Genomic DNA, 26,015 nt, shown 5'->3' on the forward strand with positions numbered 1-26,015 from the left:
GCTAAGATACGAAAGGGCGCTGGGAAGGGAAGGGCGGTCTACTTACCGTCATCCTCGTCCGCGGCGGCATCGCTATGCTTCTTGGACTTCTCATCCATAGATGCAAAGGGGTTCTTGAAAACGCCGGTGGCACCCATGTTCTCAAACATATTTAAGGTAGACCAAGGGTTATCAAGATGGGGCTTGGGCACCGCCTCCGCCTTGGGCACCGATTCGTCATCGATGATCTGTGAGTCAGCGACAAAGATATCGTTACCCAGCGCGTCGAAAGCGGGCACGGGATCGCCCTTCTCATCCAGGAAGGGGGTTCCGCGAAACAGCGCGCCCGCATAGGACACAAGTTGGCGGTTGGTGCGGCTCTCGTAATAGAAGATAAACAGGCTCTTCAGAACGGCGGCAATGGGCAGCGCGATGATCATGCCAACCGTGCCGCCAAGAGTGGAGCCGATGACCAACGCGGTCAGCGACAGCACGGGATGAACCTGCATAGTGGACTGATTGATCTTGGGCGCGATAACGTTGTCCGTGACGTTTTGGGACAGCATGGCCATAACCATGGTCCATACCGCCATCATAGGGCTATAGAACAACGCGATGAGCGACGCGATGATAGCGGAGATGCTGGGGCCGACCACCGGGATGATATTGAGCACGCCGGAAAGAACGCCCATCGCCGCAGCATACGGATGGCCCACAAGGGCGAAGCCGAGAAACGCCAAGAAGCCCTGAATAAGGGAGTTGATGAGCGTGGAACGCAGGTAGCCGCCCACGGAGCTGGATACCACGGCCACCATAAGACGGTAATCAAGCGCGCGATCCTCGCCCAGAAGACCGCAGATCTCCTCGTTGATCTTGGGGTAATCGAGCGCCAGCCAGTACGCCAGCACCAGACCCAAAAACACGGTAAACGTAGTGGAAGCGATATTGTTCACAATGGGGACGATTCCATCTTTGATAGATGCGAGCAGACCGGAGGCGAGCCGGTTGAACAAGTCGCCCAAAGAGCTCATGAGCGAATCGAGCTTGACGGTGTCAAAGAAGTGCTCGAAAACGGCATATTGCTGCTCCAGGTCGACAAGCCATCGCCCCAAGGCGGATAGCCAGGAGGACGAATGGCTGAGCAGCTCAAGAAGCTGGCTCGCCATCAACGGGATAACGATGACGAACAGCAACAAGACCGCCACGATAACGACCAGGATGCCCAACAGGGCGCCGGCGCCGCGGGGCACGCGATGTCGCTCGAGCCAGTTGACCAGGGGCGAGGCGATGAACGCCGAGATGCACCCGACTGCCAGGAACAATAGCGTACCGCTCAGCAAGCCCAACAAGTTCAATACGATAAGGAAGATGATGACGCAGCCGATGACGGTCCACACGTTGAGAAATGCGGACTTGAGAGAGCGGCCGCGGTCATCGCGCGACGGTGTGCGAACCATGTATCTCCAAACGCGCGAACAACCGCGCTACTTGCTCATAACCCCTTCGGGGTCGATCTTATCTTGAATCTTCTTGAGAGTACGGCGCAACAGGCGAGACACCTGGACTTGGGAGATACCAAGCTGCTCGGCAATCTCTATCTGCGTCATTCCCTGCAAGAACCTCAGGTCGATGACCTCGCGCTCGCGCGGGGAGAACCCCTTGAGAGCTTCCTCGATAATCAAGCGGTCATCAGTAAAGTTCAGAGCGGAATCCTCGGTAGCATAGCGATCGAGAACGCTGGGCGCGTCGTCGTTATCGTTGTTGCCGGTGCCCTCGAGCGGTACGGAGCTATAGGCAGAGGAAGACTCCATCGCCTCGAGAACCTCGTCCACAGACGCATCCAGATACTCGGCGATCTCCTCGATCTTGGGCGATCGCTGAAGCTCGGTTGTAAGCACGTCCGTAGCCTGGTTTACCTTTGCGGAAAGCTCTTGAAGGCGCCTGGGGACTCGAACGCTCCAACCCTTATCGCGAAAATGTCGCTTGATCTCGCCCATGATGGTGGGCGTTGCGTACGTGGTGAATTCAAGGCCACGGCTAGGATCAAAACGGTCGATCGCCTTGAGCAGGCCAAGATAACCCACCTGGATAAGGTCGTCGAGCGGCTCGCCGCGGTTCTTAAACTTGTTTGCAAGGAAGCGGACGAGGTTCATGTGGGACATCACGAGCTTTTCGCGTGCCTCGACATCGCCCTCCTCTTTATAGCGTCGGAAAAGCTCGTGGGTCTTTTCCTTGTCCCACGCCGCCTTTCCAGACTTTGTTGCGCGTTGGGTATCTGCCATTACACATCAGCCTTCAGCATAAGCACTAGAGTTGCGGGGTCCTCCCGCTTCTCATAGGAGTCGCAAACGGCACCAAGGATCAGGTCGACGTACGCTGACGTGGGATCCTCTTCAGAGGGCTCTGCAAACGCAACGTCGCCAAGCTCAAAGGTCATGCCCACGTGTTCGGAATCAACATCAAAGGAAATCGAAAGGTCCGCACCGGGCTCGGTGGAGCAGGCGTAGATGAACGCTTCCTCGGCAGCCATGCGAATGTCCTCGATGCGGTCCACGGACATGGACGAGAGCATAGCGACGTTAGAGGCGGTCATACGCACCAGGCGTGCAAAAGAGGGGTCGGCCTGAACGGTCAAGCATACTGGACACGAATTAGTCATTGGAGTCCTCCCCGGCGGTGCCATCGGAATAGGTGAAGTAACGGTTAGCGGGAGCCTCGATAGGAGCGGGCTCGGTATCCGCACGAGTGTCCGCATCCTCTGCGGCGAGCGCATCGGAAGCGTCGGCGTCCTTAGGTTCTGCAGACTCAGAAAGCGCGCGCTTGGCAGAGGCCGTGCGATGCTTCTTGCCCAGAAGCCGCTGGACCTTCTCGGTCGCGGCGTCGGCGATCCCGGAGACGGCGTCCGACGCAGTAGAAACCGTACCGGTTACCTGCGAGACATCGCGAAGCACGCCGTTAATCTCAATCAAGTCCGCAGACAGCGCTTCGATAGCGACGCTCCCCTGCTTGAGCAAAGGCTCCACCTGGGACAACGCGGGCTGCAAATCATCGACGACGCCGTCAAGCTTGGCGATGACGGGGCGCGCCTCGCCAATGGCCTCGTTAACCTCGTTCATGGTCTTGTCGAGAGTGTCGACGGTGGTGCGGGCGCGGCGAATGGTCAGTGCGAGTTCGACCACGGCCCAGATACCTGCGGCGACAAGTACAATCAGGACGATTTGGATAGGCTCCATGTTGCCTCCAAGAAGTTACGGTTGATACTCAGGTGCATACCGCCAAGCGACATACGCTGTGTATGGTACCCCATGCAAGGGCAGGCTAACCTAACCCCAATACCAGCTCCACGGGAAGGACCAAGACCGCGATCCCGGCAACGCGGGCGGCGGAGAACAGTCCTTAGTCGACTTTCGGCGCGCGTCCGCTACGGTCGCGGGCAGACTGCTCCACCCGCCATTCTTCCCAGCCCCTGCCGGCGGGCTTCCAAAACGCCCCGCGTTCGAGCCCCTCTGGAAGGTAGCGCTGTTCCACCCATCCTTCTGGATAGTCATGGGGATACAGGTAAGGACCGTATTCATCGGAACCGGGACGATGCCGGTCGCGCAGATGCACCGGAACCTCGCGCTGACCGCTCGAGCGCACATCCGCCAGCGCGGCATCTATCGCGGCTTCGCACGCATTCGACTTGGGCGCGAGCGCGTTATAAATAGCGGCTTGCGCCAAATTGATCCTGCACTCCGGATACCCAATGACCTCGGCGGACTTAAAGGCAGCTTCGGCCACCAGAATAGCCTGGGGATCAGCGTTGCCTATGTCCTCGGAAGCGGCGATAAGGATGCGACGGGCGATGAACTTGGGATCCTCACCCGCATCGATCATGCGAGCCAGCCAGTATACGGCGGCGTCCGGATCGCTACCGCGCATCGACTTGATAAAGGCGGAGATAATGTCGTAATGCATATCCCCGGACTTGTCATAGGACAAACCTCGGCGAGGATTGGCGACGCGGACATCCTCTAGCGTAATGGCGCCGCCATCGCCGTCTCCCCTGGTAATCGCAATCTCGCTGGCAAGCTCCAACGTGGTCAGCGCACTTCGAGCATCCCCCGCCGCCAGCATGCAGACGGCGTTCACCACCTCGTCGTCCATGGTGAACCGGCCCGCAAGCCCCCGCGGATCTTGCAACGCGCGCCGGATGAGCTTCTCGACGTCATCGTTGCGCAGATGCTCTAGCTCCACCACGCGACTACGCGACAGCAGAGCAGAATTCACCTCAAAGTAAGGATTCTCCGTGGTAGCTCCGATCATGACGACCGTGCGGTTCTCCACCGCGTGGAGCAGGGCATCTTGCTGAGAGCGCGAAAAACGGTGGATCTCGTCGATAAACAATATCGTACGACGGTCAAAGGACATCAGGCGTCGCTTAGCCTCATCGATCTCGCGGCGCAGGTCCTTTACCGTACCGGTCACGGCAGATACCTCGACAAACTCGCTGCGCGTATGCGCGGCTATGATATGGGCGAGCGTGGTCTTGCCCGTACCCGCCGGACCGTACAAGATCACGCTCGACATAACGTCGTGCTCGATGGCGGAGCGCAGCCACGACCCCGGGCCGACGGCCTTCTCCTGACCGACGTAATCATCAAGGCTGGTAGGCCTCATGCGTACGGCGAGCGGCGCGTTGCGCAGCTGGGTGGCACGCTCATGTTCAGAAAACAAAGTATCCATACAAACCATTCTTCACAAAGGGGTGATCGAACATACGGCCCCAACAAGAGACACTACACCCTAGCAGACTTCGTTGATGTACGTCCTGCGAGGGAACTTTAAATCAGGGAAGAGTTTGGATGCGAGCTCGGCAAAATAGCCGTCAGTCATGCTTGCGATGTAGTCCACCACGGTTTGATGGGGATCCTCTCGCCACCGATAGGTTTTACCGTAATGGGCGAGCGCTCGCTCGATGCGGTCGATATGGTGACGGAAGATGAAGCTCGTGCGATCCTCGTCCAAAACATCGCGCAAGAAATAGTCGTACATAAGTGCGAACGCACGACCCAGCACCTCCTCGCGCTCCCCCTCGATACCGCTTGAGCGATAAATCTTCTTGTAATTTTCAGCTTTTGCACGGCGAATCTCCTTGAACATCGCCTCGCTCATCTCGATGCGATCCTTGCCGTAGCTGTTCTCAATGATGTCAACTGACGCATGCGTCAAAATCCAGGAATTATATTTGCCACCAAGGCCGTCGTCGAATGCGTCCTCGTCCAAAAGCCCCGCCTCGATAGCATCCTGCCGGTCTCGCCCAACATAAGCGATGATGTCGGAGATGCGGACCACGCACCCCTCGAGCGTCATGGGACGAAGATGGCCGATAGCGGCGCCACCAAGCTCGCAACAATTCTCGACCGCTTGATCGAGCTCATCAAAAGAAGAAAGACCCGACAGCTCGAAAACCCGCTGTTCATACTCGCCGTTGTGGCATAGCGCGCCGTCGAGCGTCTGAAGCGTGAGGTTTCGTCCATACAGGCGATCCATCACGCGAACGGAATGAACGTTATGGAAAAACCACTTGCCGGTTCGATCGCGATACACGTCGTTAAGGAAACGCTCGCCAGCGTGGCCAAACGGGGTGTGCCCTAAATCGTGTCCCAGCCCTATCGCTTCGATAAGATCGCAGTTGAGGCCCAGCGCGTAGCCTATATCCCTTGCGATGCGCGCGACCAGCTGGACATGCAGGCCTCGACGCGAGAGATCATCGTTGCTCCTAAAGCTGAACACCTGCGTTTTGCCGGCGTAGCGGTTATAGGCTGGCAGGTGCAGGATCTTCTCGGTATCTCGGACAAAGGCGGGGCGCCACAGGCTACCGTGGTCCTGGACGCGGTCGACGCGCCTTATGGCATCGGCGTCTTGCGTTTTGCAGGGGTTGGTCCAACCGCGACGGCGGTCGTCAATCATGCGTTGGACTAGCGCGTCGGAAAGGGAGGAGGGCATGCCATCAAGCCCGGCACGCAGGGAGTTGTCTACCAGAGTCATGATCCTAGTCCTCTCGTAAGCTCTTTTGCCCATAATCGCACAAAGCGCGGACAACGGGGGCCTAAAACACCATGCTGCCATCCAAACGTGACCAAACGGAGGGGCAAATTACTACGAGAAATGCAAACGCTGGCAAGAGCAGGGGTAGCAAAGGCAAAGATTCAAGCCTTCGCACCAGGCAGATAATCGAAAGCAGCAACATGGAAATGCAAAACGCGGCAAACGCCGCCAAGGGCGAAAGCAAAGCCAATATCGCCAGCGCCTTGACGTCTCCCATTCCCAAGCCCGAGCGTCCAGACGCCCGTCGCCAAACAAGTTCGAACCCAACGAGAACGCAAAGAAAGGCAATGCTGCAACAGACGTGGGTAAAAAAGACGGGCGCGGAATAAAGCGACCATGCAAGGCCAACGGCGACAAGCGACATGAAAGCAGCGAGGATATTGGGGAACCTGCGCGAGCGCACATCGATAGCCGCAGCAGCTATCATGGATGCCGCAAACACTCCTACCAGCGCAAATACAACGATACCGCGCAATCCTTCCATGGCTCCCCCTCTCGCCATAGGCATGTAGAACGTAAATGTATCGTTACCCAAATAAAGAGCGCCTATAATGGTCGAGTACCCATTCACACTAAGTATCGCGAAAGGGGCAAAGCGCCGTGAACGCGACCGAGCACCCGTATCAAACTATCACCGCGCAGCGCACCGTGGAAAGCGCGAGCGCTTCCACCCTACCCCAAACCAATTCCTCGCGCTTCGCATATATTCTCACGGCTTCCGTGCTGGGCCTTATCTCCTTGCTGGCGCTCGCGATCACGCTGCTTATCTATACCGCGTTCTCCACCTATTATTTCTCGACTGACGTGCCCAGATATCTCTACGAAGAGGATGACCATGACGCATGGGGCCCGCAATGGGACGAGGATGACTTCGCCTTTGACGATGGCTATGGCTTCATGAGCGATACCGCTATGAACTCATAAGGGAAAAGCGAAACCAAGAAGCTCAGCGCTCAGCAAACGCCTCAAATGGCGCAATCGATTCCGATGGCAGATGAAGCCCTCTAAGTGAGATTAGAAGAATGATTCAGCGCCCGCACCATGAGCAAAAGAACGTCACGGTGCGGCTTGCGCTCGAAAAACCCAATGTATTCCGCGCTAGCGTGCGCCCTGGATGACTTCATCGAGTGTAACGGAGACATCATGCGGCGTGGGAACCCAGTCGACCTTGAGGAACAAGGCTGCAACCGTCAACGGAATATACGTAAACATAAAGAGCGGGAACGTGAACAAGTTAGCCACGATCCTCCATTTCGCAGGGCAATGGATATGCCTGAACTCAGTGATGGTTGTGAGCAGACCCATGGCGAAAAACGTGATGTACATAAAGCCAAGCGTAAGCAAAAGCGAGCCTACGCACATTTCAATCTCGGCATCTGTAGCCAAGAACCCATGCGACATCATGCCGACGATGATAAAGGTGCCGTTTGCAAGCAGGGAGATCAACGTCAAGAGCATGCCGGGGGCGATGGTCATAAGCAGGTCATAGGCCGCGAAGCGACGGAACTTGCTAATAGCTTTGAGCAGGTGTCTGCCATACGTAAAGAACACCTGATAAAAGCCTTTAGTCCAACGCATGCGCTGTTTCCAAGAAGCGGAAAGCGTCAACGGCTGCTCATCATAGAATTCAGCGGGGGTATAGCCGATGCGAACGCCGTGCACGGCGCAGAACGTAGAGAACTGGATATCCTCGGTAAGCGTATGGAAGTCCCAGCCGTGCATTCCCTCGATAATCTTGGAAGAAACAAGGTAGCCGGAACCGGATACCGCGCATGAGGTGCCCAAGATCATACGAGCGTTGTTGAGATAACGGGCCTCGCGTAAAAACCAGGTCGCGTAAGCGGACGAAATCCACGAGCTGCCAAAGTTCTTGGAATTACGGTAGCTGGTAAGTGCGAGATAACCCTGGTCGAACGCATCGTTCATAATCGATACGTAGTCGCGCGACAACAAGTTATCCGCATCAAAGATGAAGAACGCTTCGTGCTTGCCGGGGTATTCACGCAAGATACGGTCAAAACCATAATCCATAACCCAGCTCTTTCCCTTTCGAGCGAGGTCGTTGCGCTCATAGACAATGGCACCGGCGTCTCGCGCGGCCTGAGCGGTGTTATCCGTGCAGGCGTCAGCGACCACAAAGATATCAATCAGCTCTGCAGGGTAATCCTGGTCCTTGATCGATTGAACTAGGTTGGCGATCACGGGCTCTTCATTGTGGGCCGCGATAAAGAACGCATAGCGGTGCTGCTTTGCAGCCTTGGGCACCTTGACCTCGCCGTGAAACAGCCCGACAAGCATATAGATGACCTGGTAGAGGAAGCAGACGGTGAACAGGACACCGATCACAAAATTGAAAACAACGATGGGCGCCAAAGGTCTCTCCCGATCATCTAGGTGAATCGATACATTCATTTCAGTGTACTGCAAGGCCGCGTGAGCTGCGCTCGCAGAGCAAGCCAACATGCAAAGGATGCAAATTGTTAATCTTCAAGCAAGCCAAGCATGGGGACTATACGCTCACCCGCCTCGGTCCGCCCAAGGCTGGTGGGCGCGAGCTCGTCCAAGACCGCCGCCAAATCCCAAGGAAGCTCATCGAAGCGCTCGATCTCTTCCCCCGTAACCGGATGGGCGAACTTGACGCGCCAGGAATGGAGGAACTGGCGCTGCAGGCCGTAGTTGGCGCGGTCGTTGCCCTTTCCGTAGAGCGGGTCACCCACAAGCGGATGCGCGATATGACGCATATGCACGCGAATCTGGTGCGTACGCCCCGTATAGAGATGGCATTCAACAAGGGTGTAGCCATCGTTGCCGCGCGTGGCCTCAAAGCGCTCGAGTACCTTGAACGTGGTGATTGCCTGACGTGCAAAGGGGTCGTCCGTCACGGCCATCTTGACGCGGTCACGCGTTGAACGCGCGATGCCGGTATTGATGGTGCCCGCATCATGCGCGATGTAGCCATGGCACAAAGCGATATAGCGGCGGTCGAGCGTACGCAGGCGAATAAGGTCCTGAAGGGCGCGCTGGGTATCATCGTCCTTGGCGGCAAGCATGAGACCGGACGTGTCGCGGTCGAGCCTATGCACTATGCCGGGACGGTCCTCGCCCTGCAAGGTGCCCAAATGCTCGATGCCGCAGTGGTAGACCAAAGCGTTTGCGAGCGTGCCCGAGTCATGCCCGTGAGCCGGATGGCACACCAGGCCGCGCTGTTTTGAAAGGACGATGAGATAATCGTCCTCATAGCGGATATCCAACGGAATGGGCTCGCCTGCAACAACTCCAGGCTCCGGCTCGTCCGGAAGTTCGACGGAAATTCTGTCACCCGCCTGAACAGACTCTTTTTTAGACAGGACCGTTTCGCCATTAAGCGCCACCGATCCGCCTTCAATCAGCCGCGCGCACGCACTGCGCGAGGGCATACCGTCTTGTGACCCCAGATAGGCATCCAGACGGCAGCCTACATCGGAAGCATCAACAAGGTAGTGGGCATCCATTGCCATTAGCGATCACTCCCGTCTTCAGCACCAGCCTGCAGGTTGTTATCGTTGTGCTCGCGCGCGGCGGGCGAGAAGAACATAAAGCCGATGAACGCAATCGCCACGCCGCACGTGATACCGATATCCGCCACATTGAAAACGGGAAAATCGATAAAGCGGGTCGCAAAGAAATCCGTCACAAAGCCAAAAACCAAACGGTCGATTGCGTTGCCGATAGCTCCGCCCACAACCATGCCCATACCTAGCACCTCGAGCCGTGAGATCTTAGGCGCGCGAAGAAGGTAAACAAGAACAAAAGCAGTAACACCCACGGCGAGCAGAACGAACACCCAACCCATGCCCTCGCCCAGGCCAAAAGCGGCGCCTCGGTTGGCGACAAACTCCAGGCCGAGCACACCGGGAATAACCTCCACGCTGAAAAAGCCCGTCATGACGGCGCGGCGAACAATCATCTTGGAAACCTGATCAACCACCAGGAACACCAATGCCATGGCCCCGGAGACAAGCAGGCGCCATACCATGGAGGGAACAAGCGCGCCTTTGCTAGAAAAGCCTTTATTGTTAGAACGGGTAGATTCCATCTGCCTCTTTCCTTATAACCGCGAACTGGACTATAGGGTACCCGAATAAAACGGTGCAAAAAGCGGCGCCCCCGAAACCCCAGAAGAGGAGCACGGAGACGCCGCGCAAAACACGTACGAATCTTGGAGAATAGCCCTAACGATTCGCCGTATCGACTATGAGATTACAAACCCAGGGCCGCAGCGCAGCGATCGCAGATATGCTCATGTCCTCCGTGGGCGCCGGTGGACTCGCGGAAGTTCCAGCAGCGATCGCACTTCTCACCATGCGCCGCCTCGATGGTGGCGGAGAAGTCCTCGCCCTGCTCCAGATCGACCTCGGAAACAATGTAGAACTCCGCAAGATCGCAGGCATGCTCGCCGGTGAGGAGTGCGTAAGCCTCGGCGGGAACGGTAGCCTTCACGCGAACCTCCTGGCTCTTGGTAAACGAGCCGTCGGCGCGTGCATCCTCAAGCGCCTTGGTGACCACACCGCGAAGCTCGATAGCCGCCTCGAGGACGGGAAGCAGGTGAGAAGCCTCGTCCATGGAGAGCGGTGAGCGGTACCAATCGAGCATGGCGGCGTAGGTTTGATTGTCCACCAGGCTCCTGGGAGCGAACGCCATGGCCTCGTCCACGGTGTAGGACAAGATGGGCTGCAAGTCGCGCATGAGCATGGAGAGCAGCTCGGCGAGCACCGTCTGGGCGCTGCGGCGGGACACGGAGTCGACGCCGTCGCAATACAGACGATCCTTCAGAGCATCCAGGTAGACGTTGGAGAGCTCGGTCACCACAAAGTCATAGAGCACGCGATAAACGCGGTTGAACTCATAGCGCTCGTAAGCGGCATCGACTTCTGCCTGCACCTGGGTCAAGCGGGCGAGCATGAGCTTGTCGAGCGGCATAAGGTCTGCGATGGAGACCGCGTCGCGCTCGGGCTCGAAATCGTCCTCCAGAACGGAGAGCAGGAAGCGCAGGGTGTTGCGGAAACGACGGTACGCGTCGGAGGTACGGGCGAGGATCTCATGGTCGCAGGCGACGTCCGTGGACGTATCCACGCTGGAGACCCACAGGCGCACGATGTCGGCGCCCATCTCGTCGCAGATCTTGTTGGGGTCAATGACGTTACCCAGAGACTTGGACATCTTGCGGCCCTGGCCGTCCAGGGTGAAGCCCTGGGAGATGACGGCCTTGTACGGAGCGACGCCGTTTGCGCCCACGCTAGTCAGAAGCGAGCTCTGGAACCAGCCGCGATGCTGGTCGGAGCCCTCCAGGTAGACATCAGCCGGGTACTTGAGCTCGGGGCGGAACTCGCAGACGGCCTTCCAGGAGACGCCGGAATCCCACCACACGTCCAAGATGTCGCGATCGGCCTTGACGTGATGGCCGCCGCACTTGGGGCAAACGCAAGCGTCGCCAAGATAGCTTTCGGGCGTATCCGTGAACCAGGCGTCGGAACCCTTCTCATGGAAGAGCCTGATGACCGCGTCGAGCGTGTCGTCATTCATAATCTTCTCGCCGCAGTCCGCACAGGTGTAGCTGGGAATGGGGACGCCCCAGTTGCGCTGGCGAGAGATGCACCAGTCGGGACGCTGCTCAACCATGGCGCCGATGCGGTTGGAAGCGTGCTCGGGATACCAAGCGACGTGGTTCTTCACCTGGTCCAAAGCGGTCTCGCGCAGGCCGGTCTTGTCCATGGAGACGAACCACTGGTCGGTAGCGCGGAAAAGCACGGGATTCTTGCAGCGCCAGCAATGCGGGTAGCTGTGGGTGATCTTCTTTTCTGCCACCAGGGTACCGCGCTCGCGCAAGAACTCGATGATGTGCGGGTTGGCCTCGTCGGTGTCCATGCCGCTGAACGGGCCGCCGGTACCGAAGTCCTCGCCCACGTAGAAGCGACCGTCGTCGTCGACGGGCATGCAGATGTCCATGCCCTCCTTGAGGCAAACGTAATAGTCGTCCACGCCGTGACCGGGCGAGTTGTGGACGATACCGGTACCGTCTTCGGTGCCGACGTAGTCAGCAAGAAGAGCGACGCCTTCGACGCCGTCGAAGACGGGTTGCTTGTAATGCAGGTGATCGAAAGTCTCGGCGGGAACCTCATAGGGCTTGCCGTCGACCATGACCGGGGAGTACTCCCAGCCGGCGATCTCGCAGACCTGCTCGGCCAAGGACTTCATCATGATCTCGGCGCGTCCCTCGTGCTCCACGGCGACGTAGATGGCCTCGGGCTTGAGCGAGACCGCCTGGTCGGACGGGATGGTCCACGGGGTGGTGGTCCAGATGACGAAGTCCACGGGGCCGTCGAAGTTCTCAAGGCCGGCGGGCTTGGAGGTCATCTCAAAGCGGACGTAGATGGAGGGGCTGGTCTCATCGCCGTACTCGATCTCGGCTTCGGCCAATGCGGTGTGGCAGTGCTTGCACCAGTGAACGGGCTTGTGGCCGCGATAGATCATACCGGCATCGAACATCTCCTTGAAGACCTCGATGTCCGCGGCGTCGTGCTGATGGTAGAGGGTGAGGTAGGGGTTATCCCAATCGCCCAGCACGCCCAAGCGCTTGAAGCCCTCGCGCTGCAGGTCGATGTTCTCGACGGCGAACTTGTTGCAAAGCTCGCGGATCTTATCGACCGGGGTCTGGTTGAACTTCTCGGTTCCCAGCATCTCCTCGACCTTGTGCTCGATGGGCTGGCCATGGCAATCCCAGCCGGGCACGTAGGGGGTCTGGTACCCCTGCATGGAGCGGTAGCGGTTGATGATGTCCTTGGAGATCTTGTTCATAGCGTGGCCCAGGTGGATGGGGCCGTTCGCGTACGGAGGGCCGTCATGCAGGACAAACTTGTCATGCCCCTCGTTTTTCTTCATGAGCTGCTCGTAGACGTGGTTGTCCTGCCAGCCCTTCAGGCGGACAGGCTCGGACTTGGCCAGACCGGCGCGCATGGGAAACGCCGTCTTGGGCAAGTTCATGGTCTTCTTGTACTCGTTCGCCACAAGTACCCCTTTCATCTCACGGACGCAAAAAGGCGCCCGTCCCTGCAAGCTGGGACGAAGCGCCTTCCATAAAACCGCACAAAACGGTAGCGTTTCGCTATACCACCCAGCTTAGAGGTCACGCTCTCGCGCTCCCCTCAATACTCGGCTGGCCTATAACGGCGGCCATCCCGGCGACGTCTACTAAGAAGCGCAAAGCATTCCGTTGGGGCCGCGGCTCCGGGGTGATATTCTCCTGGGCGCGCGCGTCCGGCTCTCAGCATGCCGAACTCTCTGTAGCACGCGTGGTCCAAGGTACTCGTCCCCTTCAACGCCTGTAGTCCGACATCATAGCACGGAGCGGGCGCACGTCATGCGAAAGTATCCGTCGACCATGCGCTCTCCCCCATTTTCATCAGCGCGAAACACGGGCAATAGCAAATCGATGGACGATAAACGAGCGACGCTATAAATCGGCCACGTCGACAAGGCGAATCCCCGCATCGTCCAGAGCCCGGGCGAACAGTCCCTTGCCCGCGATAAGCGTGCCGGAAAACGTACCGTCGTAGACTTGATGCACCCCGCAACTGGGGCTGCGCGACTGCAGGATAGCAGTCTCCACCTCGCCCGCCTCGATGGATCGACTCAAGCGATCCATAATCGCAGCGACGCCCGCGCGGAACTCCGCATCCACGCTTACACCGTCCTTGTTGATCACCTCGCCGTTGACGATCTCCGCGGCCGGGCGAGGCGTAGGAAGCCCTCCCGCCACCTCTGGGCACACGCCCACCACTTCGATGTCGTCGCGCGCCGCGAGCAGCTCTAGCATCCTCTCGCTTTTGTTGTTTCCCCCGCTGTACTTGCAGCACTCGCCCAGCAGGCAAGCGCTTACAACAACTTTCTTCATGTCACCATCACACCCAACAACTTGAGCCGACCCTCAAACATATCTAATGAGCGCCTTTATTTCTGCAGCTACATCATGTGACGCGCGCACCAATTAACTGAGAACGCATAGAACACAATTAACAGTACAGAAATCAAAATGCGTTTCGCAATGAAAACCAATCGCAATAACTACCATAGCCCACAGTATGCGTGCGCGGATTGGAGTGCCATGAGAAATATCCAGATGAGTGATTACACGGTGGGAGAAGATTGCTTTGGCGCGGTCCCAGCCGCCCTTGCGAGCTATCGCGCCAAGTCGGTAGTCCTGGTGGGCGGCAAGCGCGCCCTGTCGGCAGCAGCACCCATGATCTTGAAGGTACTGGAAGGCACCGATATCGAGGTTCTGGATACCATTGCCTACGGCACCGATTCAACCGAAAGCACCATAGCGACGCTTGAGGCCAACCCCTCTTTCCAGCAGGCGGACGTCGCCTTCGCCATCGGCGGCGGCAAAGCCATCGACACCGTGAAGACCGCGGCGATCGCCACCAAGAAGACGGTTTTCTCCGTACCCACCATCTGCTCCAACTGCTCGAGCGCCACGGCCATCGCCGTTGTGTACCACGATGACCACTCGCTGAAGTGCTACTCCTACCCGGATGCACCGGCGCACATCTTCATAAATCCCGCCATCATCGCAAACGCTCCCCAGGAGTATTTCTGGGCGGGCATTGGAGACGCGCTCTCCAAGCAGCCAGAGGTAGAATACGCAACCAGCGCAGGCAACCTTACCCACACCGGCGCGCTAGGCCTAGCCCTCGCACATACCTGCTCGGCGCCGTTGTTCACCTACGGCGAGCAGGGTCTCGCAGACGTTCGAAACAACACCGCCAGCGAAGCCGTCAAGCAGATTGCACTCGATATCGTAGTCAACACCGGCTACGTTTCCAACCTTACCAACCAACCGGATTTCTACTACAACTCCTCGCTGGCCCACGCGTTCTACAACGCGACCACCGGCGTGCCGCGCGGCGGCAAAACACATCTTCACGGAGAGGTCGTGAGCTTTGGCGTCCTGGTGCTGCTCTCATACATTGGCGACCAGGAGGGATTGGCCCGCTACGCCGCGCTAAACAAGAAGCTCGGCCTGCCCACCACCTTGGCGGAACTCGACCTTTCCGAGGAGCACCTGCCCGGCATTGTCGAGCTCGCCCACAACACCAATGAGTGGAAACAAGGCAACCCGCAGCCCTTTGAGGACGAGAAGCTTGTAGAGGCCATCAAGGCTGCCGACGCATATGGACGCTCCCTCGCATAGCTCAAGATCAAGCCGGCCGCACCCTAGATTCAAATAAACCCGCCGCCACCCTGCATTAGGGGATGGCGGCGGGTTTTTCCATTCATATCGGAATAGATCGATCTTGAGCGATGTTGCAAACTTGATAATGTTGCAAACTTGATAACACGGCAAGCACATCGTGGAAATACAGGGTCCTACTCAGCCTTGACGCGCAGATAGATCTGGCGATGCCCGGAGTCATCGGAAGGCTCGTCGAACTCGTAGACGCCCAGCGATTTCAAAAACGGACGAAGCTTCTTAAAGCCGTAATTGCGCACGTCAAAATCTGGAAGACGACGAGCGAGCTGGTCTCCCAACTGGCCAAGGCTCACCCAGCCGTCATCATCTGAGAACTTGTCGATGATGGCGTTGATGGACTCGCGGATCATGCGCATGTGACGACGGCGGTCCGCCTTGCTCATCTGGCCAAACTCCACCTCGACGGCATCCGCCTCCGCCTCACCGGAGAACCCTGCGGACACCTCGGCAAGCGCGTCGGCATCCCCGGGCATATCTCCTGCCGGCACTGCGAGCACTCCCCTGTCGCCGGGACGGCGGCGAGCCCGGCGCTGGGCGGCACCCGCGTCTGCAGCATCTTCGATATCGGCTGCAACCTCGATCAGGGCGTCGCCCTCATTCCTATCGATTGCGAGCTCGGCATCGGCGTCTTGAGAACGCTCGGCAGCACGAGATTGCTTGCGACCGCGCGAGCGCGAGCGGCGCTTCTTTACCGGCACTTCCAGCTCCTCGTCCTCATCAGCTTCATCTTCGCTGGCGCGAGCAGCCAAAAGCAGGTCGAGGTATTTGAACTGGTTGCATGCGGAGATAAAGGGTCGAGGCGTCTTTTGCTCGCCCATGCCTATAACGTACATGCCGCTTTCGCGCAGGCGGGCGACCAAGCGCGTGAAATCGGAGTCCGAGCTCACGATCGCGAATCCGTCGACCGTGCCCGAATACAGGATGTCCATCGCGTCGATGATCATCGCGGAGTCCGTTGCGTTCTTACCAAAGGTGTAGCTGTACTGCTGCATGGGGATGATGGAGTTATCCAGAAGGCACTTCTTCCAACTGGAAAGCCTGGGGCTGGTCCAATCGCCATAGATGCGCTTATAGGTTGCGACGCCGGCGTTAGCGACCTCGTCCAAAACAATCTGAACATATTTCTCGCTTACGTTATCTGCATCGATAAGGATAGCGAAGCGAAGATCGGGTTCCCTATTCAAGAGAGCCCCCTTTCTAAATGGGTGCGATATATGGGTACGGTGGCACGCCGCGGATGCAGCCGCCACCGAAGATAATTCCGCGCCCATTATACCCACGGTACGCGTGCGTCTATAACAAAAGGAACCCTCCCATATTCCACGCGCTGCGCAAAGCAAGCATGGAGATACAGGAGGGACCCGTCAACGGTTTTAGAAAACGCGATTACTGCTTAGGCATCAGCGAGTTCTCGCGGGTGAGAAGGTTCATGAACTCGTCGCCAGTGATGGTTTCCTTCTTATAGAGGTAGTGGGCGAGCTCATGTAGCTTGAACTTGTTCTCCTTCAAAATCTGCATCGCGCGCTCATGAGCCTCGGTGATCAGCTTCAAAACAGCCTCGTCAACGCGCTCGGCGGTGCCGGGAGCGCAGGTAAGCGAGGTGTCCTGGTTGAGGTAGGCGTTCTGGACGGTACCCAGCGCCATCATGCCAAACTCGTCGGACATGCCAAAGCGCGTGATCATGTTGCGCGCCAGCTTGGTGGCCTGCTCGATGTCGTTGGCGGCACCCGTGGTCATCTCGCCAAAGATGAGCTCCTCCGCCGCACGACCACCGCAGTAGACTGCCAGCTTGTCGAGGACCTCCTGCTTGGTGGTCAAGAACTTCTCGTCCGCCTCAACCTGCATGGTGTAGCCCAGCGCGCCGGAGGTACGCGGAACGATAGTGATCTTGGTAACGGGAGCGGAGTCCATCTGGCTTGCGGCGACGATAGCGTGACCGATCTCGTGATAGGAAACAACCTGCTTCTCGTGATCGGACAGCACCGTGGACTTACGCTGCTGGCCGGCGATAACCACCTCTACCGACTCCTCGAAGTCCTCCTGCGTGGCGCGCTTGCGACCCATGCGCACGGCACGAAGCGCGCCCTCGTTGATGATGTTCGCGAGGTCGGCACCGGAAGCGCCGGGCGTAGCGCGGGCGATAGCGGAAAGGTCGATAGGCGGCTCGGCCTTAACGTCCTTGGAATGCAGCTCCAAAATGGCCTTGCGGCCGGTAAGGTCGGGCAGCTCGACGGGGACGCGGCGGTCAAAGCGGCCGGGTCGAAGCAGAGCGGGGTCAAGGCTGTCGGGGCGGTTGGTCGCAGCGAGAACAACGATGCCCTTCTGGTTATCGAAGCCGTCCATCTCGGTCAGCAGCTGGTTGAGCGTCTGCTCGCGCTCGTCGTTGCCGGAGAACCCACCGCCATCGCGCTTCTTGCCGATGGTGTCGATCTCGTCGATGAAGACGATGCAGGGCGCCTTCTCCTTGGCTTGCTTGAACAGGTCGCGCACCTTGGCGGCGCCGCGACCGACGAACATCTCAACAAACTCCGAACCGGAGATGCTGAAGAACGGAACGCCCGCCTCGCCGGCGACAGCCTTTGCAAGCAGCGTCTTACCGGTGCCCGGAGGGCCTACAAGCAGGGCACCGCGGGGAAGTTTGGCGCCAATCTCCTCATAGCGCTTGGGGTTCTCGAGAAAGTCGACAACCTCCTTCAAGGACTCTTTGGCCTCTTCCTGGCCGGCGACGTCCTTGAAGGTGACGCCGACATCTTTGGACGCGACGATGCGCGCGCCGGACTTGCCCAGGCCTCCGCCCATGCCGCCAAAGCCGCCGCTGCCAAAGTTCATCGAAGGGTTGTCTTCGCCCATAGCCTTCTTCATACGGCGGTTGAGCCACCAGCCCGCAAGGAAGAAGATGGCGATGGGCAACACCACCGTAAGCAGGATATAGGTCATATAACCGGAGTTTTGGTCCGGAATATCGACCGTGGTGTCCGCCCCGGACTCGCGGATGAGGGTCCAGATGCCGCTATCGCCCGCAGGCACCGTGGTGCGATACGCGATATCCTTCTCGCCCTCAAGCTGATACAGGGCAACAGATGAGGCATCCTGCGTATACTCCAGGTTGCTTACATCTTTTGCCTCAAGCTTCTCAACAAAGGTCGAGTAGCTCACGTCCTCCACCTTGACGCCAGTTTTCATGCTAGGGAACAGCACCTGGCTCATAACAAGGTAGACAACAAAGGCGATGAGAACGTAAAGGATCATATTCCTTCTACGTTTATGATCATCCATCTCCATACGTTGTTTCTCCATCCCAAAGGGTTTGCAATGGTTTAATGGTACCCACAGAGCAAAACGATAGTCCGACACTTCCTTAAGGAGACTTAAGATGACGCATCTCGACACCGGCAAAGTCCAGATCTACACGGGCGATGGAAAAGGTAAAACCACCGCGGCCATGGGTCTGGCGTTTAGGGCGACCGGCTACGGCCTCAACGTTTTGATGCTGCAATTTGTAAAGAAGCTACACTGCTCGGAGCACGATGCAGCCGCCCGCTTTGGCCTACCCATCATCCAGGCAACGCGCGCCACGCCCGCAGAATGCGCCCAGCAAATTATGGAGATGGCGCGAATAGCTCTCTCAGATGACGGCAGCGCCGAAGACGAGCAGGCCTCCCCTGATTGCACGCTACCCTGCCCCACCCCGGTTGACGTGTTGATTTTGGACGAAGTGGGAGAGGCGATGCGCAGGGGCTTTGTCACCCGTGAGGACATCGAGCGTCTGATTGCCTTGAAGCCGCAGACCACGGAGCTGGTTCTTACGGGCCGCGGCCTGACGCCGCTTGCGGACCTTGCCGACCTGGTGACGGAAATGCGTCCCGTAAAGCACTACTTTGATGAAGGGTTGCTCGCCCGCAAGGGAATCGAGTATTAGGCGGCCCCTACAGCTGAACCTCCAGACGGGCGGCCTTCTCCTCTGCATGGGTTAGCCAGTGGCCAAAGTGATGGTAGGCAACAAAGAGGGCCGCCGTGAGGATCCATGTCACGGGGTAGACCAGCAGCATGGTCTCGACCGTATGGTGCATGGGCACCACGACCAGCAGCCACACCACGCGAAACACGCAGGTGCCCAGGATGGTGAGCAGCATGGGGCGGAAACTCTCGCCGGAACCGCGAATGGCGCCAGACGTGTTGTCGACGACTGAGTAGAACAGGTAGAACGGCGCGATGAAATGAACCATCTTTGCCGTGTAACCCGTGACCGCGGGGTCATCGATAAAGATACGCGCCAAGGGTTCGACGAAAACAACCAAGAACAGTGACAGCGAGCCCACCAAGAACACGGTAATGACAAGCGAGGTGTGGTAACCCTGGCGCATGCGCTTGTAGTTGCGCGCGCCAAAGTTCTGAGCTGCGAACGTGGTGATGGCGACGCCCAGCGCCTCCGTTACCAGCCATACGATCGCGTCGAGCCTGCCCGAGAGGCCCCAGCCGGTGACGGCGTCGACGCCAAACGTGTTGACGGTGGACTGCATGATGATGTTTGAGACCGAGTAGACGCTGGACTGAATCGCAAGCGGCATGCCGCAGGAGAGCATGGAGCGACAGATTCGTCCATCGACGCCAAGCTTGCGTATATCGAGACGCCAGGCGCCCTTGGCGCGCATGAGGCGATAAAGCACGCAGCAGCAGTTGATGAAGATAGTGGTAGCTGTGGCTATGCCGCAGCCCAGCGCCTCCAGACCCAGCCATGCCACAAGGATGAGGTCGAGAATCACGTTGATGACGCAGCCGCTGGCGATGATGAGGGCGGGAGCGCGGGTATCGCCCACAGCGCGAAGCAGGGCGGTCCCCATATTAAGCAAGAGCGCGAACACCATTGCGCCAAAATAGCAGCGAGAATAGGATACCGACTCCCACATGAGCTCTTGGGGCGTTTCCATAAACTGAAGAATCTGGGGGATGAAGATCACACCGGCGACCGACACGATAAGGCCCAGGACCAGGGCGATGGTCATAGCGGTGTGGACGGAACGCGAAAGGCGCTCGTCATCGTGCGAGCCAAAGAACTGCCCCGTAATGACCGCGCAGCCAGCTCCAAGGCCGACGGAGAACCCGACCGCGAGCTCAGTCAGGCTCATGGTCGCCTGGATGCCGCCCAGCGCGAGCTTGCCGCCAAACTGGCCCACGATAAACGTATTGATAAGGGCGTACGATTGCTGAAAGAACGATGCGAAGAAGATGGGAACGCAAAGCGCTATGATCTGCTTCCAGATAACGCCCTGCGTGACGTCGATTGAACCACTTGTCCCGCGCTTACCCATGCTTCTCCCCCGAACACACGATGTGCGCCCATCCCCCGACGCATATGCTCCAATGTACCAAAAAGAGAGTACGCCCCCATGCTTCACGGTACAAGGGCGCAATCTAGATGCAGTAGGCAGAGGTCTATAAAACGGTCGCAGATGCCGACAAGCGGCATGCGGGCAATCTTAGGATCGCTTGGCGGGGATGATCTCGATCCAGAATCCATCCGGATCCTCGATAAAGTAGATGCCCATGCGCTCGTTGACCTTCACCACGCAGCCCATCTGGGTGTGGTGCGAAAGCGCCGCGTCGTAATCGTCCACGGTAAACGCGAGGTGAATGTCTCCGCCGCCGTTATCATAGGGCTCGGTGCGGCCGAGGTTCCAGGTGAGCTCCAGCTGGTAGTCGGTCTGGTCGTTTTTTAGGAAGACGATCTTCCAAGAGCCGTCCTCCGGACCCTTCTCGCGGACGGGCTCCAAACCCAGGGCCTCCTTGTAGAACGCCAGCGAGGCATCGAGGTCAAGAACGTGCACTTCCGTGTGGACCATCTTGAAATTCATGGCAACACCTTTCTAACTCAACGGAAAAGCGCTCGACAAAAGCGAGCGCTCAAGTAGGCTATAAGATTATAAGGCACAAGCTAGTAGCGACCGGGTTGGTAGTGATATGCGTTATCAACATGGGGACACAGCTGCCAAAACGCCACGGCGGAGGCAGCCGCCACGTTGAGCGAGTCCACGCCGTGCGCCATGGGAATGCGGACCGCGCGGTCGCAGCCAGCGATGGTCTTGGCTCCCAGACCCTGTCCCTCGGTCCCCATAAAGATTGCAAGGCGGGGCTCGTGCTGCAGCACGGGGTCGTCAAGCGGAACGGAATCGTCCGTCAACGCCATAGCAGCGCAAGAGAAACCGGCGCCATGCAAGGCATCCAATCCATCATGGGGCCACGCGCGCGCCTCTGAACCGATCCTGGTCCAGGGAACCTGAAAGACCGTGCCCATGCTCACGCGCACCGCACGGCGGTACAGCGGATCGCAGCAGGTGGGGCTCACCAGGATGCCGTCGACGTTGAGGGCGGCAGCGCTGCGGAAGATGGCACCCACGTTAGTGTGGTCCACAATGCCCTCTAGCACGCACACGCGCACGGGCCGCTCGCCCGCGTGCTCGCAGATGCCGCGTAAAAACGCGTCGGCAGGCTCCAAGCGGGGTCGACGCATAGCGGCAAGGGCGCCCCGAGTGACCGTGAAGCCGGTGAGCCGCTCCATCAGCTCCATGGGAGCCACAAACACGGGAACGCTCTCTTTTGTATCGAGCGTCTCAAGCAGCGGAAGCAAGGAGTCCAGCCAGCGCTCCCCCATCAAGAAGCTGATGGGTTCCATGCCGCCAGCGAGCGCTCGCTCGATAACCTTGGCGCTCTCTGCGATGAAGATGCCCTTTTGGAGTTCCAGCACGCTACGGAGCTCGCGTTCGGTCAGACGCGTATAGGCATCGAGCCTGCTATCGTCCAGGGAATCGATATGGATGATCTCGGGAGCCATTACTCAGAATCCGCCTTGGAGTCGGCGTCGTCCACGGACGAGGATTCCCGGCGAGATGCCTGCGCAGCGGGCTTTTTAGACTTACCGGTGATCTTTTTGGCAGAGCGCTTGATATTGGACATAAGGCCGCCTGCCGGGTGCGCCTCCTGATAAGCGCGGCGCTTCTTGTACTGCTCGTATTGCTCGTCCAAAATATCGCCGTAGTCATCGAGAAGCTTCTTGTAGAACTCTAGGCACGCCTGGATATCGTCCTGGTTGGGGCGGCCCTTATTCATGCCGCCCATAAACTTGTACGGGCCCCACGTATCGAAGCCGGCGCAACCCCAGCAGGCCAGGAAGACGGCGCGCTTCATGCGGCAGATGCCATCGATATCCTTGCCGTACCACTTGCTGGAACCGCCGTAGGTAATGAGGCCGAAGATCTTCTGCCCCTCGTTGATGATGTGCTCCATGACGCGCGCCAGGTCATCGTCGATCTTGCCGTAGTAGATGCCCGTAGCTATGCCCACCAGTGGGTACTCGTCCAAATCCGGATACTCGTTCTTGCCAAGCGCGGCGACATCGATGGCGTCGACGTTGTCGAAGTTTGCCACAACGGCATCGACAAGTTTCTTGGTGTTGCCATGGTGCTTGGAACGGTACAGGATGACGGTCTTCATGGAGCGGGCCCTTCAACGAAGCCGGGCCGCTCGGGCCCGGACACAATGCGACGTATAGATTGTATGATACCCCAGCGGGCGAAGATTTACCCCTGCTGGCGGCGCTGATAGGTAGCAAAAGAGAAGCTCACGCCCTCATCGCCTTCGCCGCGACCCAAGATAATGGGTTCGGTCTCATCTACAAGCTCCCAGGCCTCATCTTGGTCAAGATTGGGAAAATAAGCGTCAGCCGCGCGTAGGCAATGGTTTTTGGTGACCACTGCGCGCTCGCAATACGGCAGGAGCTGTTGGTAGACCTGGCCCCCGCCGATAACCCATGCTTCGTCCTGGTCGCATACGAGGTCGAGCGCCGCATCGACGCTATGCACCACCTCGACTCCCTCTCTATGAAAAAAGGGGTCGCGCGTGAGGACGATGTTTAGGCGGTTCTTTAAGGGACGTCCCCCGGGAAAGCTCTCAAGCGTCTTGCGGCCCATGATGACGGGGTGTCCCGTTGTTGTGCTCACAAAATGGCGCATATCCTGCTTATTCGCGACTACCATGCCGCCATCGCGGCCGATGCCCCAATCATCGCAGACGGCGACGATTGCTGAAAGTTTGCAACTCAAAGCGAAATCCTCCCTAAACGGCGATGGGGATGTTTTTGACCTGGGGGCCATGGTTGTAATCCTCGACGATCAGGTCATCGATGGTGAAATCGTAGAAGTTCTGGACGTTGGGATTGAGCGACACGCGAGGGGCCGGATACTGCGGCCGCTCGATAAGCTCGCGGACGATGTCGACATGACGATCGTAGATATGAGCATCGACGATAACGTGGAGCAACTCGCCGGCAACCATATCGACATGGCGGGCGACCATCATGAGCAAGATGGCGTACTGGCACACGTTCCAGTTATTAGCCGCGAGAATATCCTGGCTGCGCTGCATGAGAACCATGTTGAGGACGGGCTTCTCATCCCCTTCGCCCTGCGTGACGTTGTAGGTAACGCTATAGGCGCACGGATACAGGTTCATCTCATGCAGGTCCGCAAACGTGTACATATTGGTCATGATGCGACGGGAGAACGGCGTGTGCTCGAGATCGTACAGGACACGGTCCATCTGATCGAACTCACCCTCGCGATAGCTCGACTTCTGGGCGATCTGGTAGCCGTAGGCCTTGCCAATTGAGCCAGACTCATCGGCCCACTGGTCCCAGATATGGCTGTTGAGATCGTTGATGTTGTTGGACTTCTTTTGGTAGATCCACAAGATCTCGTCCATAGCGCTCTTGAGAGCGGTGCGACGAAGCGTCAACGCGGGAAATTCCTCACGCAGGTCATAGCGGTTGGTGACGCCGAAGTTCTTGATGGTGTAGGCCGGGAACCCGTCCTCCCAGCGGGGTCGAACCTTTTCGCCCTCCGTGGTGGTGCCATGATCCAGAATATCCTTGCACATAGAGACAAAGAGCTGATCAGCCTTGCTCATGGGAGACTCCTTTCCTGATCGTCGGGACGCATTATGCCAAATAGGGATGGTCAAGGCGTTAACCGACGTGTATGGCTTTACCCCCGTAGGGGGAACCTCAATCGGCGCAAAGAGGCGCCGCACGCACATTCTAAACAAAACGGGCGGTCAACGGCCGAGACCGCGAACCGCCCGCGAAAATGCACCTTGCAGCTATCGCTAGCGCTTGTTGCGCATCTGCTGCTCCATGGCGCGCAGCATATCCATATCGCTGCCACCGCGACCCATGGCGCCAAACGGGTTGCCGCCGCCCATGCCGGGCATGCCGCCCATGCCGGGAATACCAGGCATGCGCATCTTCTTGCCCTTCTTACCCTTCTTGCCCTTTTTGCCAGAACCGGCCTGAGCCTGCTGCGTCATGGAGCGCATCTTGCCCATCATCTTGTTCATCTCGCCCCACTGCTTCATGAGGTTGTTGACGTCTGCCGGCGTGGTGCCGGAGCCGCGGGCGATGCGCGCACGGCGCTGGCCGTTGATGATGCTGGGCTTCTCGCGCTCCTCCTTGGTCATGGACATGATCATGGCCTCGTTGCGCTCGAAGATGCTCTCGTCCAGGTTGCCGCCCATCTGGTTCAAGGCCTTTTGTCCACCGGGGAGCATGCCCAGAATGCCCTTCATGCCGCCCATCTTCTTGACGGCGCGCATCTGGTCGAGCATGTCGTTCATGGTAAAGCCCTCGCGAAGCATGCGCTCCGCAGCCTCGAGCTGCTCGACATCGGCCATCTCCTGGGCCTTCTCGATGATGCCGATGACGTCGCCCATCCCCAAGATGCGTTTGGCCATGCGCTCGGGGTTGAAGACCTCGAGCGAGTCGGGCTTCTCGCCCATGGAAACGAACTTGATGGGCTTGCCGGTGACCTCGCGGACGGAAAGCGCGCCGCCGCCGCGTGCGTCGCCGTCGAGCTTGGAGATGATGACGCCGTCGAAGTCGGTGCGCTCGGCGAAGGTGGAGACCACGTTGACGATATCCTGGCCGGTCATGGCGTCGACCACCATGAGAACCTGGTCGGGCTTGACGGCCTTCTTGATGTCGACGGCCTCCTGCATCATCTGCTCGTCGATCTGAAGGCGGCCGGCGGTGTCGACGATGACCACGTCGCGCATGTGGTCGACGGCCTCGCGGATGGAGGCGCGAGCGATCTCGACGGGGTTTTGGCCGTCGCCGCGGAAGACCGGCACGCCGATCTCCCCACCGAGCGTAGCCAGCTGGTCCGCAGCCGCGGGACGGTAGACGTCGCAGGCGGCCAGAAGCGGGCTTTTACCCTGCTTCTTGAGCAAGTAGGCGAGCTTCACCGCAGCGGTGGTCTTACCGGAGCCCTGCAGGCCCACCAGCATAATGACGTTGGGAATGCGGTTGGAGAGGACGAGCTTGCTCTCCGTCGAGCCCAAAAGCTCGATGAGCTCGTCCAAAACGATCTTGACCACGTTTTGCGCGGGCGAGAGGGACTCCATGACCTCGGCGGTCATGCAGCGCTCCTTGGTGCGGGCAACAAAGTCCTTGACCACCTTGAAGTTGACGTCCGCCTCCAGAAGCGCCATGCGGATGTCGCGCATCGCGCTGGTGATATCCGCCTCGGTGAGCTTGCCCTTGCCGCGCAGGCGGTCAAAGGTATCTGTCAGGCGATCGGACAGGCTATTGAACATGGGTCCTCCCCCACTC

General features: G+C 58.5%; 24 protein-coding genes. 3 read left to right on the plus strand and 21 right to left on the minus strand.

Annotated features, from left to right (window positions below):
• Positions 1-38 precede the first annotated feature (38 nt).
• The 7 genes from HMPREF9452_RS02435 to HMPREF9452_RS11225 form a co-directional block, all read right to left on the minus strand.
• Entirely contained in the window at positions 39-1,436 is a 1,398-nt protein-coding gene (locus HMPREF9452_RS02435; RefSeq protein WP_009140517.1) for an AI-2E family transporter, read from the minus strand.
• A 27-nt stretch (positions 1,437-1,463) separates the two neighbouring features.
• Positions 1,464-2,261, minus strand: coding sequence for an RNA polymerase sigma factor SigF (locus HMPREF9452_RS02440; RefSeq protein ID WP_009140518.1), 798 nt, complete (start codon positions 2,259-2,261; stop codon positions 1,464-1,466).
• Entirely contained in the window at positions 2,261-2,638 is a 378-nt protein-coding gene (locus HMPREF9452_RS02445; protein WP_009140519.1) for an ATP-binding protein, read from the minus strand. The genes HMPREF9452_RS02440 and HMPREF9452_RS02445 overlap by 1 nt, the downstream gene beginning before the upstream one ends.
• A complete protein-coding gene (locus HMPREF9452_RS02450; protein WP_009140520.1) occupies positions 2,631-3,212 on the minus strand; it encodes a hypothetical protein in 582 nt (193 codons plus the stop codon). The genes HMPREF9452_RS02445 and HMPREF9452_RS02450 overlap by 8 nt, the downstream gene beginning before the upstream one ends.
• Before the next feature lie 163 nt (positions 3,213-3,375).
• Positions 3,376-4,704: a replication-associated recombination protein A gene (locus tag HMPREF9452_RS02455; protein WP_009140521.1), complete on the minus strand. Its 1,329-nt coding sequence runs from the start codon at positions 4,702-4,704 to the stop codon at positions 3,376-3,378.
• Between the two features lie 60 nt (positions 4,705-4,764).
• Positions 4,765-6,009, minus strand: a complete 1,245-nt coding sequence (locus HMPREF9452_RS02460; protein WP_009140522.1) for a deoxyguanosinetriphosphate triphosphohydrolase family protein — start codon at positions 6,007-6,009, stop codon at positions 4,765-4,767.
• A gap of 61 nt (positions 6,010-6,070) precedes the next feature.
• Complete coding sequence (locus HMPREF9452_RS11225) at positions 6,071-6,577, minus strand: prepilin peptidase (RefSeq protein ID WP_315968573.1); 507 nt, start codon at positions 6,575-6,577, stop codon at positions 6,071-6,073.
• A gap of 92 nt (positions 6,578-6,669) precedes the next feature.
• Here HMPREF9452_RS11225 and HMPREF9452_RS02470 point away from each other — a divergent pair, with 92 nt between their 5' ends.
• Positions 6,670-6,993, plus strand: coding sequence for a hypothetical protein (locus HMPREF9452_RS02470; protein WP_009140524.1), 324 nt, complete (start codon positions 6,670-6,672; stop codon positions 6,991-6,993).
• A gap of 174 nt (positions 6,994-7,167) precedes the next feature.
• On the opposite strand, the gene HMPREF9452_RS02475 is transcribed toward HMPREF9452_RS02470, so the two are convergent.
• The 5 genes from HMPREF9452_RS02475 to HMPREF9452_RS02495 all read right to left on the minus strand — a co-directional run bounded on the left by HMPREF9452_RS02475 (position 7,168) and on the right by HMPREF9452_RS02495 (position 13,999).
• Positions 7,168-8,442: a glycosyltransferase family 2 protein gene (locus HMPREF9452_RS02475; protein ID WP_009140525.1), complete on the minus strand. Its 1,275-nt coding sequence runs from the start codon at positions 8,440-8,442 to the stop codon at positions 7,168-7,170.
• Positions 8,443-8,549: 107 nt separating this feature from the next.
• Positions 8,550-9,566, minus strand: coding sequence for an RluA family pseudouridine synthase (locus HMPREF9452_RS02480; RefSeq protein ID WP_009140526.1), 1,017 nt, complete (start codon positions 9,564-9,566; stop codon positions 8,550-8,552).
• Positions 9,566-10,144: a signal peptidase II gene (gene lspA, locus HMPREF9452_RS02485; RefSeq protein WP_009140527.1), complete on the minus strand. Its 579-nt coding sequence runs from the start codon at positions 10,142-10,144 to the stop codon at positions 9,566-9,568. The genes HMPREF9452_RS02480 and lspA overlap by 1 nt, the downstream gene beginning before the upstream one ends.
• A 164-nt stretch (positions 10,145-10,308) precedes the next feature.
• The gene (gene ileS, locus HMPREF9452_RS02490; protein WP_009140528.1) at positions 10,309-13,113 is read right to left on the minus strand and encodes an isoleucine--tRNA ligase; all 2,805 of its coding nucleotides are present in this window, start codon (positions 13,111-13,113) and stop codon (positions 10,309-10,311) included.
• A 445-nt stretch (positions 13,114-13,558) separates the two neighbouring features.
• Positions 13,559-13,999, minus strand: a complete 441-nt coding sequence (locus tag HMPREF9452_RS02495; protein WP_009140529.1) for a DUF523 domain-containing protein — start codon at positions 13,997-13,999, stop codon at positions 13,559-13,561.
• 210 nt (positions 14,000-14,209) lie between these two features.
• Between HMPREF9452_RS02495 and HMPREF9452_RS02500 the strand changes: the two genes are divergently transcribed.
• Positions 14,210-15,298 carry an iron-containing alcohol dehydrogenase family protein gene (locus HMPREF9452_RS02500; protein WP_009140530.1) on the plus strand — a complete coding sequence of 363 codons (1,089 nt, stop codon included), beginning with the start codon at positions 14,210-14,212 and terminating at the stop codon, positions 15,296-15,298.
• A gap of 176 nt (positions 15,299-15,474) precedes the next feature.
• Here HMPREF9452_RS02500 and HMPREF9452_RS02505 read toward each other — a convergent pair whose 3' ends face one another.
• Both HMPREF9452_RS02505 and ftsH read right to left on the minus strand, forming a co-directional pair.
• Positions 15,475-16,542, minus strand: a complete 1,068-nt coding sequence (locus HMPREF9452_RS02505; protein ID WP_009140531.1) for an NYN domain-containing protein — start codon at positions 16,540-16,542, stop codon at positions 15,475-15,477.
• A gap of 202 nt (positions 16,543-16,744) precedes the next feature.
• On the minus strand, positions 16,745-18,640 hold the full coding sequence (ftsH, locus tag HMPREF9452_RS02510) for an ATP-dependent zinc metalloprotease FtsH (protein WP_009140532.1): 1,896 nt from the start codon (positions 18,638-18,640) through the stop codon (positions 16,745-16,747).
• Positions 18,641-18,731: 91 nt separating this feature from the next.
• Between ftsH and HMPREF9452_RS02515 the strand changes: the two genes are divergently transcribed.
• A complete protein-coding gene (locus HMPREF9452_RS02515; protein ID WP_009140533.1) occupies positions 18,732-19,277 on the plus strand; it encodes a cob(I)yrinic acid a,c-diamide adenosyltransferase in 546 nt (181 codons plus the stop codon).
• A 7-nt stretch (positions 19,278-19,284) separates the two neighbouring features.
• On the opposite strand, the gene HMPREF9452_RS02520 is transcribed toward HMPREF9452_RS02515, so the two are convergent.
• The 7 genes from HMPREF9452_RS02520 to ffh form a co-directional block, all read right to left on the minus strand.
• Entirely contained in the window at positions 19,285-20,667 is a 1,383-nt protein-coding gene (locus HMPREF9452_RS02520) for an MATE family efflux transporter (RefSeq protein WP_009140534.1), read from the minus strand.
• 168 nt (positions 20,668-20,835) lie between these two features.
• Entirely contained in the window at positions 20,836-21,210 is a 375-nt protein-coding gene (locus HMPREF9452_RS02525) for a VOC family protein (protein ID WP_009140535.1), read from the minus strand.
• 80 nt (positions 21,211-21,290) lie between these two features.
• A complete protein-coding gene (locus HMPREF9452_RS02530; protein WP_009140536.1) occupies positions 21,291-22,187 on the minus strand; it encodes a TrmH family RNA methyltransferase in 897 nt (298 codons plus the stop codon).
• The gene (locus tag HMPREF9452_RS02535; protein WP_009140537.1) at positions 22,187-22,846 is read right to left on the minus strand and encodes a flavodoxin domain-containing protein; all 660 of its coding nucleotides are present in this window, start codon (positions 22,844-22,846) and stop codon (positions 22,187-22,189) included. The genes HMPREF9452_RS02530 and HMPREF9452_RS02535 overlap by 1 nt, the downstream gene beginning before the upstream one ends.
• Positions 22,847-22,932: 86 nt before the next feature.
• Positions 22,933-23,454: a dihydrofolate reductase gene (locus HMPREF9452_RS02540; protein ID WP_009140538.1), complete on the minus strand. Its 522-nt coding sequence runs from the start codon at positions 23,452-23,454 to the stop codon at positions 22,933-22,935.
• A 13-nt stretch (positions 23,455-23,467) separates the two neighbouring features.
• Positions 23,468-24,316, minus strand: a complete 849-nt coding sequence (gene thyA / locus HMPREF9452_RS02545; RefSeq protein ID WP_009140539.1) for a thymidylate synthase — start codon at positions 24,314-24,316, stop codon at positions 23,468-23,470.
• Positions 24,317-24,514: 198 nt separating this feature from the next.
• Positions 24,515-25,999, minus strand: a complete 1,485-nt coding sequence (ffh, locus tag HMPREF9452_RS02550) for a signal recognition particle protein (RefSeq protein ID WP_009140540.1) — start codon at positions 25,997-25,999, stop codon at positions 24,515-24,517.
• Between the last annotated feature and the right edge of the window lie 16 nt (positions 26,000-26,015).

The sequence above is a fragment of the Collinsella tanakaei YIT 12063 genome, from assembly GCF_000225705.1.
GTDB lineage: Bacteria > Actinomycetota > Coriobacteriia > Coriobacteriales > Coriobacteriaceae > Collinsella > Collinsella tanakaei.